The following is a 16,770-nucleotide window of genomic DNA, read 5'->3' on the forward strand; positions in this document are numbered from 1 at the left end:
TGTGTACTGAGCTCATGACACCTTGTCACAAAGAAATCGCCATGGCTTCACGGTTGGTTGATCGCATGCAGGGCTATTGTCGTCCTGAGCCTCTCGCTGACGTCCCCCACGTCCTGCGTCGACTTCCCTCCCAGCATCAGCGCCCGTCCGGGCGCCGCTGGCGTCTGTCTGCCTGAAGCATCCGAGATCATCCCCATGGCCCGCGCCGCCCAGTCCGCTTCACCCGTTGCGATCTCTCCGGTCACGCCCGTGCCGATCGGCACCCGCCGTGGCCACTCGCAACCACTGCAGCTGCCGGAACTGGTACAGCGTGTGTTGTTCGTCGCGACCGAGATGGCCGACTTCATCAAGGCCGGAGGCTTGGGCGACGTGGCCGCGGCCCTGCCGCGTGCGGTGCGCGGCGCCTGTGATTCGCGCGTGCTGCTGCCCGGCTACCCGGAAGTACTGCAGCGCCTGCCACAGTTGCAGCGGGTGGGGCAGGTCAGCGCGCGGGCCGGCTTGCCGGCGTGCACGATCGGCATGGCGGTGCAGGCAGACGGTCTTCCGATCTATGTGCTGCTGTCGCCTGAGCTGTACGAGCGTGAAGGATCGCCCTACGTCGACGGGCAGGGCCAGGAGTGGAAGGACAACGCGGTTCGCTTCGCCACGCTCTCACACGCGGCCGCGGAGATCGCGGCCGGGCGTGCCGGGCTGGACTGGTCGCCGCAGCTGCTGCACCTGAACGACTGGCCCGTGGCCATGGCGGCCGCCTACGTGCGTTGGGACCGGACCACCGTGCCGACCCTGCTGACCATCCACAACCTGGCGTACCAGGGGCTGTTTCCGTACGCGCTTGCAGCTGTGCTGGGCGTACCGGCCGAACACCTGGATGAACTGCACTTCCACGGGCAGATGTCGTTCCTGCAAGGCGGGATCACCAACGCCACGCGCCTGAACACGGTCAGCCTGCGCTACGCGCAGCAGATCACCGCCCCGGATGACGGCTGCGGGCTGCATGATCTGTTGGCGCGTCGCGCGGCCGGCGGGCACCTGAGTGGCATCGTCAACGGCATCGACGCCAGCTGGGACCCGCGTCGCGATATCCATCTCAAGGCCCACTTCGGCATTGGTGAGTGGACCGGGCGCGCCACCAATGCGCATGCGGTGCGCAAGGCATTCGGCCTGGCGCCCTCCGCCGGCCCGCTGTTCGCGGTGGTCTCCCGCCTGGTGCACCAGAAAGGCCTGGACATCACCTGCGACGTGGCGCCGCAGATCGTGGCGGCCGGCGGCCAGCTGGTCATCATCGGCGGTGGCGAGCCGCAGGTGGAAGCGCAGGTGCAGGCGCTGGCCCGGCGCTACCCCGGACGGGTGGGCGCATTCATCGGCTTCGAGGAGGCGCTGGCCCGCCAGATGTTTGCCGGCGCCGACTTCCTGCTGATGCCTTCGCGTTTCGAACCCTGTGGGTTGAGCCAGATGTACGCGCAGCGCTTCGGCTGCCTGCCCATCGCGCACGCGACCGGCGGGCTGGTCGATACCGTCGAGGATGGCGTAACCGGATTCCTGTTCCACGGCGCCAATGCCGACGGCCTGCGCCGCTGCGTGGAACGGGCGATGCGCACCTTCCGCCTGCCCGGCCTGCTGCAGGCCATGCGCCGCGCGGCCATGCTGCGGCCGGGCGGTTGGGATGCGGCGGGGCGTGCCTACCTGGCGTTGTACCAGCAGACCTGCCAGGTGGCCGCATGAGTCACGACAGCCTGCATCTGGCCGCCCTGGAGGATGAGACGAACCCGGAGACGGGATTGGATCAGCGCGTCGCGCCGGCGCTGGAGGACCTCGTCCATGCACGACCGGCCGATGCGTTTGCCTGGCTCGGGCCGCACCAACAGCCCGATGGCCAGCGCCAGCTGCGCGTTCTGGTGCCCCACGCGCGTCGCGTGGAGGTGATTGCGGGCCCGGAGCGGCGCTGGGACTTGCAACCGGGCCCCTTGCCTGGCCTGTTCGAAGGTGCAGCAGGTGAAGCGCCCGTGCCGCTGCTCGCCCTGCATTTCGAGCAGGGTGTGGAACAGATACACGATGCCTATTCCTTCGGTCCGCTGCTGGATGAGGCGCTGCTGGAGCGTTTCCATGCCGGTGATGCTGATGCAGCGCGGCAGTTGGGCGCGCTGCCGATGCAGCTGCAGGGCATCGACGGGGTGCGCTTCGCGGTATGGGCCCCCAATGCGCGACGGGTTGCCGTGGTTGGCGATTTCAATGGTTGGGATGGCCGACGCCATCCGATGCGTCTGCGGCATACCGCTGGCGTCTGGGAGTTGTTCCTGCCTGGCGTGCAGCCGGGCGCCCGTTACAAGTTCCGCATTGTCGGCGCTGATGGCCAGGTGATGCCCGACAAGTTCGATCCGATGGCGCGCTGGGCCGAGCTGCCTCCCGCGACTGCTTCGCGGGTGCCTTCTGCGGGGCGGATGGAGTGGCACGATGACGCATGGATGGCGGCCCGTCCCCACGCCGGAACCCGCGCGCCACTGTCGATCTACGAGGTGCATGCGGGCTCCTGGCAGCGCAGCGACGAGGGCGCGCCGCTGGACTGGGATGCCCTGGCCGACCGGTTGATTCCGTACGTGGCCGGGCTTGGCTTCACCCACATCGAGCTGCTGCCGGTGAGCGAGCATCCCTTCGGCGGTTCCTGGGGCTACCAGCCGCTGGGGATCTACGCGCCGACGGCGCGCCACGGCACGCCGCAGGCCTTCGCGCGCTTCGTGGACCGCTGCCATCAGGCCGGCATCGGCGTGATCGTGGACTGGGTGAGCGCGCACTTCCCCAACGATGCCCATGGCCTGGCCGGGTTTGATGGGACCGCGCTGTACGAGCACGCCGACCCGCGCGAAGGCGTGCACGCCGACTGGGACACGCTGATCTACAACTATGGCCGCAACGAAGTGGCTGCCTACCTGATCGGCAGTGCGCTGGAATGGGTGGAGCGCTTCCATATCGACGGTCTGCGCGTGGACGCAGTAGCGTCGATGCTGTACCGGGATTACAGCCGTGCCGAGGGGGAGTGGATACCCAACGAGCAGGGCGGACGCGAGAACCTGCAGGCGGTCGCGTTCCTGCGGCGGATGAACCAGACGCTGCGCGAGCGCTTTCCGGACGTGCTGGTGATCGCCGAGGAATCCACCGCGTGGCCAGGGGTGACCGCGCCGGTGGAGCAGGGCGGACTTGGTTTCACCCACAAATGGAACATGGGCTGGATGCACGACACCCTGCAGTACCTGGGGCGCGATCCGGTTCATCGCCAGCATCATCATAGTGAGATCAGCTTCGGCCTGGTCTACGCCTTCTCCGAACGGTTCGTGCTTCCGCTTTCGCATGACGAGGTGGTGCACGGCAAGGGGGCGCTGCTGGCCAAGATGGCGGGCGAGCCGGCGCAGCGGCTGGCCCAGCTCCGCGCGTACTACGGTTTCATGTGGGCGCACCCGGGCAGCAAACTGCTGTTCATGGGCGGCGAGTTCGGCCAGGGACAGGAGTGGTCGCACGATGCGGCACTGGACTGGGTACGGGCGGCCAGCAGTGAGGGCCAGGGCCTGTCACGCCTGGTGGGCGACCTCAATGCCGTGCTGCGTTCCGAACCTGCGTTGCATCGCGACGAACGCGACGAACGCGGTTTCGACTGGAGCGTGGCCGACGACAGCCGCAACAGCGTCTACGCCTTCATCCGCCGGGATCCTGCCGGTAGCGGCCGCACCCTTCTGGTGGTGAGCAACTTCACTCCGGTGCGTCGCGACGGCTACCGGGTCGGCGTGCCGCAACCGGGGTGTTGGACCGAACGGCTCAACACCGACAGCGGTTACTACGGTGGCGGCAATGCGGGAAACCTCGGTGCAGTGCATACCGAGCCGAGGCCGATGCATGGTCACGCCCAGTCGCTGCGGCTGACCCTGCCGCCGCTGTCCACGCTGTATCTGCAGGTTGATGCATGACCACAGTGGCTCCGCGCCTGGGCGCTTGGCCGGTGGACGGTGAAGGTGTCGAGTTCCGTGTGTGGGCACCGGACGCAGACACCATGGCGCTGCGCCTGGAGGGCGTGCTGCGGCCGATGCACCGCGACCCGGACGGCTGCCATTGGCTGCGGACACAGGCGTCGCATGGTGACCGCTACCGGTTCCGCCTGCCGTCCGGCCAGGACGTGCCCGACCCGGCCTCGCGCTGGCAACCGGACGGCGTCGATGGTGACAGCGCGGTGGTGCTTGGCACGGATGGAGCACAGCCCACGTGGCAGGGGCATGCCTGGCAGGACCTGGTGATCTATGAAGTGCACATCGAGGCCGGCGGCGGCTTCGCGGCGTTGACCGCGCAGCTGCCGATGCTGGCGGCCCTGGGCGTCACCGCCATTGAACTGATGCCGGTCGCGCAGTTTCCCGGTGGCCGCAACTGGGGCTACGACGGCGTGTTCCCGTATGCACCCGCGCAGGCCTATGGCGGTCCGTCCGCGCTGAAGGCCTTTGTCGACGCGGCGCACGATGCAGGGCTCTCGGTGCTGCTGGATGTGGTCTACAACCACTTCGGGCCGCAGGGGAACCGTCTGCGCGACTATGCACGGGGGTTCTTCCGTGACGACCGCACCACCCCTTGGGGCGAGGCCATCGACTTCCGCCAGCCATGGGTGCGGCGCTTCTTCGTCGACAACGCGTTGATGTGGTTGCGCGATTACGGCTTCGACGGCCTGCGCCTGGATGCGGTGCACGCCATTGACGATGACCGATTCCTGCAGCAGCTGGCCGATGAGGTACGCGCTGCGGTGCCGCAGGCGCACCTGGTGCTGGAGAACGAACGCAACCAGGCGCGTTGGCTGCGGGGCGCCTATCAGGGGCAGTGGAACGACGACTTCCACAACGCGCTGCATGTGATGCTGACCGGCGAGCAGGAAGGCTATTACGCGGCCTATGCCGGGCGCGCCGAAGCACTCCTGGCGCGCTGCCTGGCCGAAGGATTCGCCTGGCAGGGCGAGCCGGACCTGCACGGCCATCCCCGTGGCGAGCCCAGCGTTGACCTGTCGCCCGCGCGTTTTGTGGTATTCGCGCAGAACCACGACCAGGTGGGCAACCGCGCCTTCGGCGAGCGCTTGTCGATGCTGACCGATCCTGCGCCGCTGCGCGCGGCACTGGCCCTGACCCTGCTGACGCCGATGATCCCGCTGCTGTTCATCGGCGAACCGTGGCAGGCGCAATCGCCATTCCTGTTCTTCACCGACTACGCGCCACCGCTGGACGAGGCCGTGCGCGAGGGACGTCGCCGCGAATTCGCGGGTTTCAGCGCCTTTGCCGATCCCGCCTCGCGCGCGCGCATTCCGGACCCGAACGACCCGGCGACCCTGCAGGCCTCGTACACGCTGCCACCCGGCGATGATCCCTCGTCGCAGCACTGGCTTCGCTGCACGGGTGAGTTCCTCGCCCTGCGCAGGCGCTATCTGCAGCCTGGCCTGCTGCAGGCGCGGTCGCTGGGCGCGCGCGTGCTGGGCCAGGGCGCGGTGCAGGCGGGCTGGCAGTTGCCAACGGGCCAGTGGTGGATCGCGATCAATGTGGGTCCGTCGCCGGTGGCCCACGCGATGCCGGCCGGCGAGTGCGTCGTGGGGCCGGATGCGGCCGCGATGCTGCCGGCAGGCGGCGGTGCGCTTGCGCGCTGGATCGCCGCATGAATACGGATGCGGCGGTACGGGAGGCGGCCCGCCGTGCGGGCCTCTTGGTCCGCTGGACCGACGTGGCTGGAGCAGAGCGCGAGGTTGCGCCGGACGTGCTGCGCGCCGTGCTGGCGGAGTTCGCGTGCGACGGTGCGCCGGGGTCCCACCCGTTGCTCACCGCCTGCTGTGGTCAGCTCCTGGCCATGCCTGAGGCAGTGGGCGCGGCGTGCTGGGTGGATGAGCAGGGAGCGGAGCTTCCGGCACGCACCGATGCGCAAGGGCGCTGGCGGGTTCCGGATCAGCCAGGCTATTGGCAGTGGCGCCAGGGCGGGCAGCAACAGGCGGTTGCGGTGTCACCGCAGCGTGCCTGGTGGCCGCAGGGCATGCTGCGCGCTTGGGGTCTGTCGGCGCAGGTCTACAGCCTGCGCGCGCCCGGTGATGCCGGCATCGGTGACAGCGCCGGCTGTGCGCGGTGGCGCGAGCTGCTGCACCGTCACGGCGGCGATGCACTGGCGTTGAGTCCGCTGCACGCCGGCCTGCCACCGGGCCCGGGCTACAGTCCTTACTCGCCCAGCGACCGGCGCTGGCTCGACCCGCTGCAGGTGTCGCTGCCGCAGGTTTTGCCGGAGGCCGCCAGCAGCGTGTTGCGCGAGGATGAAGCACTGGCGATGGCCGTTGAAGCGGCTACCGCAGCACGCCGCATCGACTGGCCGCACTCGGCGGCAGTGAAGTGGCGCTGGCTGCGCCAAGTGCGCCAATGGCTGCGGCAGCAGGCGCCGGCACAGTACGAACAGATGCAGACGTGGTGTGATGGGCAGGGCGAACCCCTGCTGCGGTATTGCCAGCACGCCGCCGACCGATTCACTGGAAGCGCCGACGACCATGCGTTTGCCCAGTGGTTGGCGCGGCAAGGCTGGGCGCAGGTGCAGGCGGGACTGCGCGACGACGGCGCGTCGATCGGACTGATCGCGGATCTGGCAGTGGGTTGCGCACCGCAGGGCGTCGAGGCCCGGACCGGCGGCGATCGCCTGCTGCAGGTCCTCGAGCTGGGCGCGCCGCCGGATGCGTTCAACCCGCTGGGCCAGGCCTGGGGGATCACCAGCTGGTCACCCTCTGCGTTGCAGCGCGAGGGGTTTGACCCGTTCATCCGCGTGTTGCGCGCCGTGATGGCGGGTCGAGGCGGATTGCGCATCGACCACATCCTGGGCCTGCAGCGGCTGTGGGTGCTGCCTCGTGGCGCGGGCGCAGGGCAGGGGGTGTACCTGCGCTATCCGTTCGATGATCTGATCAACCTGCTGGTGCTGGAATCGTGGCGCCATCGCTGCGTGCTGATTGGCGAAGACCTGGGCGTGGTTCCTCCGGGTATCCGCCAGCGACTGGCAGCCCGTGGCGTGCTGGGGCTTGAGGTGCTCCCGTTCGCCCGCAACGGTGAGCGCTTCCTGCCGGCGCCACGGTGGCGCCGCGATGCGGTGGCCATGCCCTCCACCCATGATCTGCCGCCGCTGGCCGGCTGGCTGCGCGGGCGCGATCTGCGCTGGCGTGCACGCCTGGGTGAGCTGACCGAGCTTCCCGCGGCGCTGCACGCGCGTGCCAGAGAGGTGCGGGCGCTGTCGGCAGTCGCCCGGGGCGAGGGCGCGACGCTGGAAGCGCGTGCGCTGTCACTGGTGGCGCACGCACCTTCACGGTTGGCGCTGCTCCCGCTGGAAGATGCGCTGGGCCGCCGCGCGCAGGTCAACCTGCCGGGTACCGTCAACGGTCACCCGAACTGGCGTCGACGCCTGCCGCTTGCGTGGGATCCGGACGCGGCCGACGCGCGTATTGCCCGATTCAGTGCCACGCGACGCAAGGCGGGACGATGACCCGGTTGCGTGCCACCGCACGCCTGCAGCTGCATGCAGGCTTCAACTTCGAGGCCGCTGCCGCGCAGCTGCCGTACTACGCCGTGCTGGGCGTCAGCCACCTTTACCTGTCGCCGATCAGCGCTGCGATGCCCGGGTCCACGCATGGCTATGATGGCATCGACCCGGCCCGCATCAATCCGGAACTGGGCGGCGAAGAAGCCTTCCAGCGACTGGCGACAGCGGCGCGCGCGCATGGCATGGGCCTGATCCTGGACATCGTACCCAACCATCTTGCGGCATCCCCGCAGACGCCCTGGTGGAACGATGTGCTGATGCACGGGCCTCGAAGCCCGCACGCAGCATGGTTTGACATCGAGTGGGAGGCGCCGGGCTGCGAGGGCCGGCTCTGGCTGCCTGTACTGGACCGGCCACTGCACGACGCCCTGCGTGATGGCGTGTTGCGCGTGGCAGTGGACGATGAGCGGCCGACGCTGCGTCATCACGGGCTGGCATTGCCGCTGTCTCCGCGCAGCCATCCGCTGGCACCCGCGCAGTGGCCGGCATGGGCGGAACGCTGCAACCGCAGCGTCGAACGGTTGCACACGCTGCTGCAGCGGCAGCACTACCGGCTGGCCTGGTGGCGCACGGCGGACGATCAGGTGAACTACCGGCGCTTTTTCGATATCAACGAACTGGCCGCGCTGCGGGTGGAGCGCCAGGATGTGTTCGAGGCAGTGCATGTGCTGCCGCTGCGGCTGGTACGCGAGGGATGGGTGGACGGTCTGCGCATCGACCACGTGGATGGCCTGTCGTCACCCGGTGCCTATCTGCAACACCTGCGGGCGTCGCTCGACGCGGCCTGCGCGGCCGGCGGTCGTGACCCGCAGGCCGTCAGCCTGCATGTGGAGAAGATACTGGCGGAGGACGAACAGCTGCCCGATGGCTGGGTCTGCGACGGCACGACGGGCTATGACTTCATGGACCAGGTTGGCGCGTGGCTGCATGATCCGTCGGCTGCACCCGCGCTCTCCCGCGCCTGGCAAGCGGCGAGTGGCGACGCGCGCGTATTTGACAACGTGCAGCAGGATGCCCGCGGCATGCTGCTGCGCACATCGTTTCACGCCGACTTCCAGCGACTACTGCGCAGCGCGCAGCGGGTCCTGCAGCCCCGGCTGGCCGAAGCCGATATCGGAGCCGCTGCGCTGACCCGTGCATTGGCCGCGCTGCTGCGGCACTACCGTACCTACCGCCCCTATTCGCTGCAGGATGCGGGTGAACGGAAGGCCTTGGTGGACGCTGCCGTGGCAGCACGTGAGGCATTGGACGGTACGGCACAGGCGGCACTGGATCTGCTGCTGCGGGCATTTCCCGGCGAGGCGGAGGCCGAGCGCGCGCTGCGGGTGAGATTCGGGCAATTGGCCGCGCCATTGAATGCCAAGTCGGTGGAGGACACAGGCTTCTATCGTTACTTCAGGCTGCTGTCGCGCAACGAAGTCGGAAGTGATCCGCAGCGGCTGGGCATGGAGGGACGCGAGCTGCTGGAACACGCAGTGGGACGCCTGCAGCGCCATCCGCGGGCATTGCTTGCGCTGGCGACCCACGATCACAAGCGCGGGGCCGACAGCCGGGCGCGTCTTGCGGTTCTCAGCACCTGCACGGTCGAGTGGCGGGACGCTGTGCGGCGCTGGAGCCGGATGTCGACCCGCGCTGGCGCGTCGATGCCGTTGCCGGGTGGCGAGGCCTATGCGCTGTGGCAGGCGCTCGTGGCCGCGTGGCCGATGCACGGTAACCCGGGCGCCGACTTCGCATCGAGGATGGTGCAATGGCTGACCAAGGCGTTGCGCGAAGGCAAACGGGTCAGCAGCTGGTCCGATCCCAACGTGGCGGTGGAGGAGGCCGCCGCGAAGTGGCTGCACGCGCTGCTGGATGGAGCGCCGTTGCAGCCGGTGCGGGAGGCGCTGGCGACCTTCGTGGCGCGCATCGCGCCGGCGGGCGCCTGCAACGGTTTGGCACAGCTGTGCCTGCAGCACTGCCTTCCCGGCGTGCCCGATCTTTACCAAGGCGGTGAAGGCTGGGACCTGAGCCTGGTGGACCCGGACAACCGGCGCGCCGTGGATTATCCAGCGCGGCAGGCGTGGCTGCGTGATGCGCGCGCGTGGCCCGCGCTGCTGGAGGACTGGCGGGACGGTGGGATCAAGGCATTTCTACTCCGGCGATTACTGGATTGCCGCCGCAGGCACCCGCAGCTGTTCCTGCACGGCGCGCTGCAGCCGCTGTCGGCGCCGGTGCGCTCACCGTGGCTGGCGTTCACGCGCAGGCATCAGGCGCAGATGCTGCTGGTGGTCGTGCGGCGTGGTTCGCCCACCGCCATGCCTGGCCCAAGCCTGCATGCGCCGCGCGACGTCGGCAGCGATGTGACGCTGCGTGGGGTGCCGACAGGCCCCATGCGCAACGTCCTTGACGGGCGTATCGAACATTTCAACGCAACCACGGACGTGGCCAGGCTTCTGGCTGGCAGCCCGTTGGCGATATGGATCAACGAGGAGGCAGGTAGGGATGGACAGCAGGGAACGACGGCAGCGGATTGAGGCACTGGCCCACCAGATCTGGGAGGCAGAAGGGCGCCCGGATGATCAGCAGCAACGGCACTGGCACATGGCCGAGCGGCTGGTGGAGGCCGAGATTGCCGCCGCGCGCGGGGAGGAGGGCACCGATGGCGAGCCGTAAGTGGACGCAGACCTCGCGCGTGCGCGAAGGCCGGCCCTTCCCGCTGGGAGCGACCTGGGACGGGTTGGGTGTGAACTTCGCGCTGTACTCGCGGCATGCCACCCGGGTTGAACTCTGTCTGTTCGATGCACGCAACCGCGAAATGGAACGCATCGCGCTGCCCGAGTACACCAACGAGATCTGGCATGGCTACCTGCCGGACGTGCGGCCCGGCCAGCGCTATGGCTACCGGGTGCATGGCCCCTATGCGCCGGAGGAAGGCCATCGCTTCAATCCCAACAAGCTGCTGCTGGACCCCTACGCCAAGCAGATTGTGGGCGAACTGAAGTGGGCCCCCCACCTGTTCGGCTACACCCTGGGCCACCGCGATGGCGACCTGAGCTTCGACCGCCGCGACAGCGCCAGCTACATGCCGCGCTGTGCCGTGATCGATCCGGCCTTCAGCTGGGGTGCCGAGCGATCACCTGCCACGCCCTGGGACCGGACCGTGATCTACGAAGCGCACGTGCGCGGGCTGACCATGCAACACCCCGATGTTCCGCAGGCCGAGCGTGGCACCTTGTCTGCCCTGCGCCATGACGCAGTGGTCGACCACCTCAGCCATCTGGGCGTGACCGCCATCGAACTGCTGCCGGTGCACGCCTACGTCGATGACCAGCAGCTGCTCGAGCGCGGGCTGCGCAACTACTGGGGGTACAACACCATCGGCTTCTTCGCGCCGCAGCCGCGTTACCTGTCGCTGGGCACCGTGGCCGAGTTCAAGCAGATGGTCGCGCGGCTGCACAATGCTGGCATCGAAGTGATCCTGGATGTGGTCTACAACCACACGGCCGAAGGCAACGAGCTGGGCCCTACGCTGTCGTTCAAGGGCATCGACAACGCCAGCTACTACCGTTTGGCCGATGATCGCCGCTATTACATAAACGATACGGGTACCGGCAATACGTTCGACCTGACCAATGCCGGTGCGCTGCGCATGGTCATGGACTCGCTGCGCTACTGGGTGACCGAGATGCGGGTGGATGGGTTCCGCTTCGACCTGGCAACCATCCTCGGCCGCGAACGGCATGGCTTCGACGCCTCAGGCAGCTTCCTCGATGCGGTACGCCAGGACCCGATCCTGAGCCAGGTGAAGCTGATTGCCGAGCCATGGGACATCGGCCCGGGCGGCTACCAGCTGGGCCAGTTCCCGCCGGGCTGGGCCGAATGGAATGACCGTTTCCGAGATACGGTGCGCGCACTGTGGCGCGGCGATGGCGGCCAGCTGCCGGAATTCGCTACCCGCTTCACCGGCTCGGCCGACCTGTTCGAGCACCACGGCCGGCGGCCGTCGGCCAGCATCAATCTGGTAACGGCACACGATGGGTTCACGCTGCATGATCTGGTGAGCTACAACGACCGCCACAACGAAGCCAACGGCGAAGACAACCGTGATGGCCATTCGCACAACCTTTCCAGCAACCATGGCGTGGAGGGTGAGACCGATGATCCGGCGATCCTCTCCGTACGTGCGCGGCAGATGCGCAACCTGCTGGCCACGCTGCTGCTGGCGCAGGGCACCCCCATGCTGCTGGCCGGCGATGAGTTCGGCCATTCGCAGCAGGGCAACAACAACGCCTACTGCCAGGACAATCCGCTGAGCTGGATCGACTGGGAGCGCGCAGCATTGCCGGCTGCACAGGCGCAGGTGGCGTTCGTGCGGCGGGCGCTGTCACTGCGCCGGCGCTACGGCCTGCTGCGCCGGAACCGGTTCCTGCGCGGCGAATACGATGAGGCGCTGGGCCTGCGCGATATCGACTGGCGGCATCCAGATGGTCGCGGCATGGAGGAAGCGGACTGGCATGACGCAGGGCTGCGTGCGCTACTGATCGTACTGGACGGTCGCAGTCCGGACAGTGGCCTGCGCGAGCCCGGGCGGCATGTCAGCCTGGCCCTGCTGTTGAACGCCGGGGAGCAGCCGCAGCGGTTCTGTGTGTCAGACGACGCCCTGTCGTTCCGGCGCGTACTCCTGCAGACCGACGAAACGCCGTTGGAGCCGGATGAGGAAGGCGCCTGGACGCTGCCGCCGCGCAGCCTGTGCCTGCTGGCGGCAAGCAGCAGCGCCTGACGGCAGCGCGCGTACGGGCCGTGTTGCGATGACTGGCCAGCGCCGGGCCTTTGCCCGGCGCACCACGCAGTCAGCCCATCAGATAGCGCAGCAGTCCGGCCGAGGTGACGCCGATCAGCACCGTCGGCAGCATCGACAGCCGCGTGGCGGCCAGCAAGGTGATCGCCAGTGCGGCCAGGTCGGCCGGCTTGTCGGCGACGAAGTCCGGGGCGATCACCGAGATCAGCACGCAGCCCGGCGCGGCTTCCATCACCGTCACTGCGCGTTTGCTCAGTGTGCGGTTGCGCAGCGCGAGGAAACCGACAATGCGGGTCAGGTAGGTGGCGGCGGCCATCAGCACGATGGTCAGTACTGAAGTCCAGTGGATCAAGCCATTGAAGATCATGCTGCGTCCTCCGCGAGCAGCCAGGCTGCGGCCAGGCCGGCCAGTGCGCCGCTGGCCACGTACCACGCGCCCGGGATCAGCAGGTAGGTGGCGGCGGCCACGATCAGGCTGACCAGCCACGGCCGTGCTGCCTTCATGCCCTGCCACATGCCGCGCAGCAGCACCAGGAATACCGCAGGGAAGGCCATGTCGAAACCGTAGGCATGGATGTCGCCCAACATCGGGCCGACGATCGCGCCCAGTGCCGTGCAGGCCACCCAGACCGTGTACAGCCCTGCCGAAACGCCCAGGTAATAGGCCAGGCTGAAGCCGAGCGCACGGCGGCGCGCATCGGCAACCCCCATCGCCCAGCTTTCGTCGCACATGAAAAACAGCGCCGGCAGCACCCGGCGGCGCGGCAGATGCTGCAGCAGCGGGGCCAGGCTGGCGCCCATCAGCAGGTGGCGGCTGTTGACCAGCGCGGTGATCGCCACGATCAGTGCGATATGCGGCGGCGAGGTCCACAGTTCGACGGCGGCGAACTCCGAGCCGCCAGCGAAGTTGAGGCCGGTCATCAGTGGCACTTCCAGTGCGCTCAGGCCTTTCTGGGCCGCCTGCGCGCCGAGCACCAGGGCGAACGGAATGAAGCCGATCATCACCGGCACGGCGGCACGCAGGCCGCGCAGGAATTCGGCACGCGGGGCGGTATCGCAGGTGTTGGGCAGGGGGAGGGTGGTACGGGCGTCCATGGAGCGGCACAACGAGGTGGGGGTGGCCCATGCTAGCGGTCCAATCGCGAAATCGGGCTGCGTTGATGCCACTGGATTCTGGATGATTGAAATCTCATGCGGCTGAAGGCGTCCAGGGCGAAATTGCATGCAGTATCAACTCGACAACCTCGATCGGCGCATCCTCGACGCCCTGCAGCGCGACGGCCGCCTGCAGAACCTGGAGCTGGCCCGGCTGGTCGGGCTGTCGCCGTCGGCCTGCCTGCGGCGGGTACGGCTGCTGGAGGAGGGCGGCTACATCGACCGCTACGTTGCCCTGCTGAATGAGGCCAAGGTGGGCCGTGGCTTCACGGTGTTCGTGCGGGTCTGGCTGCGCGGGCAGGACGAGGACACCACCAACCACTTCATCAACAGCATCAAGTCTTTCCCGGAAGTGCTTGAATGCCATCTGATGGCGGGCGACTGCGATTTCCTGCTGCGGGTGGCGGTGGCGGACCTTGATGCCTACCGGCAGTTCCAGATGCAGCACCTGAACCGGATTGCCGGGGTGCAGAACACCAAGACCGAGATTCCGATGCAGCGGATCAAGCAGACGACCCAGCTGCCGCTTTGAGGGATGGGTGGTTGCGGCCGGGTTGCACCCGGCACCCGCGGGTAGTGCCGGCCGCTGGCCGGCAACCTCAGGCGCAACAGCAACAGCAACAGCGATTCTCCGTGGGGCGGCGGGGCGGTATGGCCAGGCAGGACACGCCGTGAACCCTTCCTTGGGGGCTCGATGGCGCCATCCATGGCGCCAACGGTCCTGCCTGGCCATACCGCCCCGCCGCCTGACAGCTTCCGCGATCTGTCGGGGTCGGATCCCGTGCGCAGATGAACCTGTCTGCTCGGTTCATTGATTCCTGATGCATGACTGGCTCCACGGAGCCTGCCTCGGCGTCAGCCGTGGCGGCGGTCATCGCAATGACATCTGGCACCGGTACGTTTTGAGCCCGCTTGCGGGTCGCGCGCGGGCCGGGGTTCCGGTCGTGGTGCGCGTCCACTGCAGCTGCTGTCGCTGCCGAGGGTCATGTGTTCTACGTCAGGGGGCTGAATGGACACCATGCGGTCAGAACTTGGAAGGTGGCCATCGCCGCATGGCTGCTGCTGTCCTTTGCCGCCGCCGCGCAGGACGGTGTTCATGCCTACGACATCCCTGCGCAGCCGCTGGAACAGGCGGTCGAGCGCTTCAGCGTCATCAGCGGGTGGTCGGTGATGTACCCGGGCGATCTTGCCGCGGGTCGCAGCAGCCATGCGCTGCGCGCCAGCCTGCCGCCGCTGCCCGCCCTGCAGGCGCTGCTGCAGGACTCCGGCGTCGAGGCCGAGGTGATCGGCGAGCAGCGCGTGGTGCTGCGTCGGGGCATGCCCTCGGCCGCCGAACCCGGTGTTGGTGCCGAACTTCCCGAGGCCGAACGTCGGCGTCGTTATGGCGGCCTGCAACAGAGGCTGCGCGCGGCGTTCTGCGACGACCCCGAGATCGCGCCCGGCCGCTATGCCGCGACGCTGCGCTTCCGCATCGACGGCGCGGGCAAGGTGAGCGAGCCCGAGCTGCTGTCCGGCAGTGGCAGCGATCACCGCGATGCTCACCTGCTGCAGGCAATGCAGGGCCTGGTGCTGGCGACCGAGACCGCCGCGCTGCCACAGCCGGTGACGCTGCAGATCCGTCCTTCCGGCACCGACCACGACTGTGGCGGGCGCGCGCCCCTTCCATGACTTCAAGGATTCGAACATGAGCAACGGTACGGCTGGGGCAGTTGACCTGATGGACCACCTTCTGGGTGCCTACGACGAGCTGAAACGGCGGTTGGTGCGCAAGCTGGGATCGGAGGAGCTGGCCGGGGACGCGCTGCAGGACACCTGGATGCGCCTGAGTGCGCGGCGTGACCGCCTGGATGCCGTGCAGAACCCCGCGGCCTACCTGCTGCGCATGGCGATGAACACCGTGATCGACCGCCAACGTGCTGACCACCGCCTGCTGAGCCTGGAGGAGGTGGATACGCTGATGGACATGGCCGACCCTGCACCTGGTCCAGCGCAGGCGGCCGAGCTGGACTTCGCGCTGGAAGACATGGTCGGCCTGCTGCAGCGCATGCCCGAGCGCCGTCGCCGCATCCTGCTGGCAATCCGCGTCGATGGCCTGCAGCAGCGCGACGTGGCCGACCACCTCGGTGTGTCGCTGCGGCTGGTGCAGCGTGAGCTGAAGGCGGCCCAGGACTACCTGGCCGAGCGCAGCGGGCAGGGGCGCCAGGTGCGGTTCTGAGCGACGGCATCCGTCTACACTTTGACGCCGAGCAGAACCCCGCAGCGTGCGGGTCCGGCATGAGCCCCCATGGATCCTGACGATCGCCCGCAACGCCCGTTGGATGCCGTTGAGCGTCAGTCCCACGCGTGGGTGGTGCGGCTGACCTCGGGCGAGGCGACCGCCGCCGACGGGCGCCGGTTCCGCGCGTGGTGCGAGGCCGACCCGCGTCATCGTGAAGCGTTCGGACGTGCGCGCCGGCAGTGGGAGCAGGTGCGGCTGGCCGGCGAGCAGCTGCCCGCCGCCGCGCGCCAACCGGTCGCGCCGTCGCCGGCCCAGCGCTGGAGCCGGCGTGCCTTCCTGGGCGCGGCGATTGCCGCGCCGGCCAGTCTGGTGGTGGTGGCGGCGATCCGTCCGCCGCTGGGATTATGGCCCTCGGTGACGGCGATGGCGGCCGATTTCCACACCGGCACCGGTGAGCGACTGCAGATCGCGCCCTCGCCGCAGCTGAAGATCGAACTGGATACGCAGAGCAGCCTGCGCCGCCGCGCGGGCGCGCAGGGCGAAGGCTTCGAGCTGGTGCAGGGCCAGGCCGCGATCGAGACCCGGGCCGGCCTGCGCCTGGCGTTGTTCGCGGGCCCGGGCTGTGTGATTGCCGATGAGGGAGCGGTGCGCCTGGACGTACGCAACACGCAGGGTCAGGTGCGGGTGACCTGCCTGCAGGGCAGTGCCCGCATCGAGCATCCGCAGGGCCGGCTGCAGCTGCAGGCGGGCCAGCAGACCCAGTACGACGAGCGCCTCAGTGGCGTGGTGGCCGAGGCCGTGGCGTCGGAAGTGAGTGCCTGGACCGAGGGCATGCTGGTGTTCCGCCGCGCACCGCTGCGCGAGGTGGTGGAGGAGATCAACCGTTACCGCCGCGGCAAGGTACTGCTGGGCGAATCGGCGTTGGCGCGCGCACCGGTCAGCGGTCGCTTCCGCATCGATGATCCGGACGCGGCGCTTGAGCAGCTGCGACTGACGATGTCGCTGGATCTGCGTCGCTTTCCGGGTGGCATTGCCGTCCTTGGATAGATGAAGA

Annotated in this window: 13 protein-coding genes; 11 read left to right on the plus strand and 2 right to left on the minus strand. The window is 68.5% G+C overall.

Features of this window, described 5'->3' with window-relative positions; genetic code table 11:
* Positions 1–333: 333 nt before the first annotated feature.
* Genes glgA through glgX form a run of 7 tightly spaced genes read left to right on the plus strand, consistent with a single transcriptional unit; the run spans position 334 to position 12,325 of the window.
* A complete protein-coding gene (gene glgA / locus RI032_RS18080; protein WP_425603864.1) occupies positions 334–1,722 on the plus strand; it encodes a glycogen synthase GlgA in 1,389 nt (462 codons plus the stop codon).
* Complete coding sequence (locus RI032_RS18085; protein WP_322547426.1) at positions 1,719–3,953, plus strand: 1,4-alpha-glucan branching enzyme; 2,235 nt, start codon at positions 1,719–1,721, stop codon at positions 3,951–3,953. Before glgA ends, RI032_RS18085 begins: the two co-directional genes overlap by 4 nt.
* Positions 3,950–5,668 carry a malto-oligosyltrehalose trehalohydrolase gene (gene treZ / locus RI032_RS18090; protein WP_322547427.1) on the plus strand — a complete coding sequence of 573 codons (1,719 nt, stop codon included), beginning with the start codon at positions 3,950–3,952 and terminating at the stop codon, positions 5,666–5,668. Before RI032_RS18085 ends, treZ begins: the two co-directional genes overlap by 4 nt.
* Positions 5,665–7,509, plus strand: coding sequence for a 4-alpha-glucanotransferase (locus RI032_RS18095; protein WP_322547428.1), 1,845 nt, complete (start codon positions 5,665–5,667; stop codon positions 7,507–7,509). The genes treZ and RI032_RS18095 overlap by 4 nt, the downstream gene beginning before the upstream one ends.
* Positions 7,506–10,079, plus strand: coding sequence for a malto-oligosyltrehalose synthase (gene treY, locus RI032_RS18100; protein ID WP_322547429.1), 2,574 nt, complete (start codon positions 7,506–7,508; stop codon positions 10,077–10,079). The genes RI032_RS18095 and treY overlap by 4 nt, the downstream gene beginning before the upstream one ends.
* Positions 10,048–10,218 carry a DUF2934 domain-containing protein gene (locus RI032_RS18105; protein WP_080352942.1) on the plus strand — a complete coding sequence of 57 codons (171 nt, stop codon included), beginning with the start codon at positions 10,048–10,050 and terminating at the stop codon, positions 10,216–10,218. Before treY ends, RI032_RS18105 begins: the two co-directional genes overlap by 32 nt.
* The gene (glgX, locus tag RI032_RS18110) at positions 10,205–12,325 is read left to right on the plus strand and encodes a glycogen debranching protein GlgX (RefSeq protein WP_322547430.1); all 2,121 of its coding nucleotides are present in this window, start codon (positions 10,205–10,207) and stop codon (positions 12,323–12,325) included. Before RI032_RS18105 ends, glgX begins: the two co-directional genes overlap by 14 nt.
* 70 nt (positions 12,326–12,395) lie before the next feature.
* On the opposite strand, the gene RI032_RS18115 is transcribed toward glgX, so the two are convergent.
* Both RI032_RS18115 and RI032_RS18120 read right to left on the minus strand, forming a co-directional pair.
* Positions 12,396–12,710: an AzlD family protein gene (locus tag RI032_RS18115; RefSeq protein WP_065177661.1), complete on the minus strand. Its 315-nt coding sequence runs from the start codon at positions 12,708–12,710 to the stop codon at positions 12,396–12,398.
* On the minus strand, positions 12,707–13,438 hold the full coding sequence (locus tag RI032_RS18120; RefSeq protein WP_322547431.1) for an AzlC family ABC transporter permease: 732 nt from the start codon (positions 13,436–13,438) through the stop codon (positions 12,707–12,709). The genes RI032_RS18115 and RI032_RS18120 overlap by 4 nt, the downstream gene beginning before the upstream one ends.
* A gap of 127 nt (positions 13,439–13,565) precedes the next feature.
* On the opposite strand from RI032_RS18120, the gene RI032_RS18125 reads away from it, so the two are divergent.
* The 4 genes from RI032_RS18125 (at position 13,566) to RI032_RS18140 (ending at position 16,763) form a co-directional block, all read left to right on the plus strand.
* Positions 13,566–14,030: an Lrp/AsnC family transcriptional regulator gene (locus RI032_RS18125; RefSeq protein ID WP_005413654.1), complete on the plus strand. Its 465-nt coding sequence runs from the start codon at positions 13,566–13,568 to the stop codon at positions 14,028–14,030.
* Positions 14,031–14,485: 455 nt separating this feature from the next.
* Positions 14,486–15,166, plus strand: coding sequence for an STN domain-containing protein (locus tag RI032_RS18130; protein ID WP_322547432.1), 681 nt, complete (start codon positions 14,486–14,488; stop codon positions 15,164–15,166).
* Between the two features lie 16 nt (positions 15,167–15,182).
* Entirely contained in the window at positions 15,183–15,713 is a 531-nt protein-coding gene (locus RI032_RS18135; protein WP_019337777.1) for an RNA polymerase sigma factor, read from the plus strand.
* A 69-nt stretch (positions 15,714–15,782) separates the two neighbouring features.
* Entirely contained in the window at positions 15,783–16,763 is a 981-nt protein-coding gene (locus RI032_RS18140) for a FecR family protein (RefSeq protein WP_322547433.1), read from the plus strand.
* Positions 16,764–16,770 lie beyond the last annotated feature (7 nt).

The sequence above is a fragment of the Stenotrophomonas geniculata genome (assembly GCF_034508895.1).
In the GTDB taxonomy this organism is placed as follows: Bacteria; Pseudomonadota; Gammaproteobacteria; order Xanthomonadales; family Xanthomonadaceae; genus Stenotrophomonas; species Stenotrophomonas geniculata.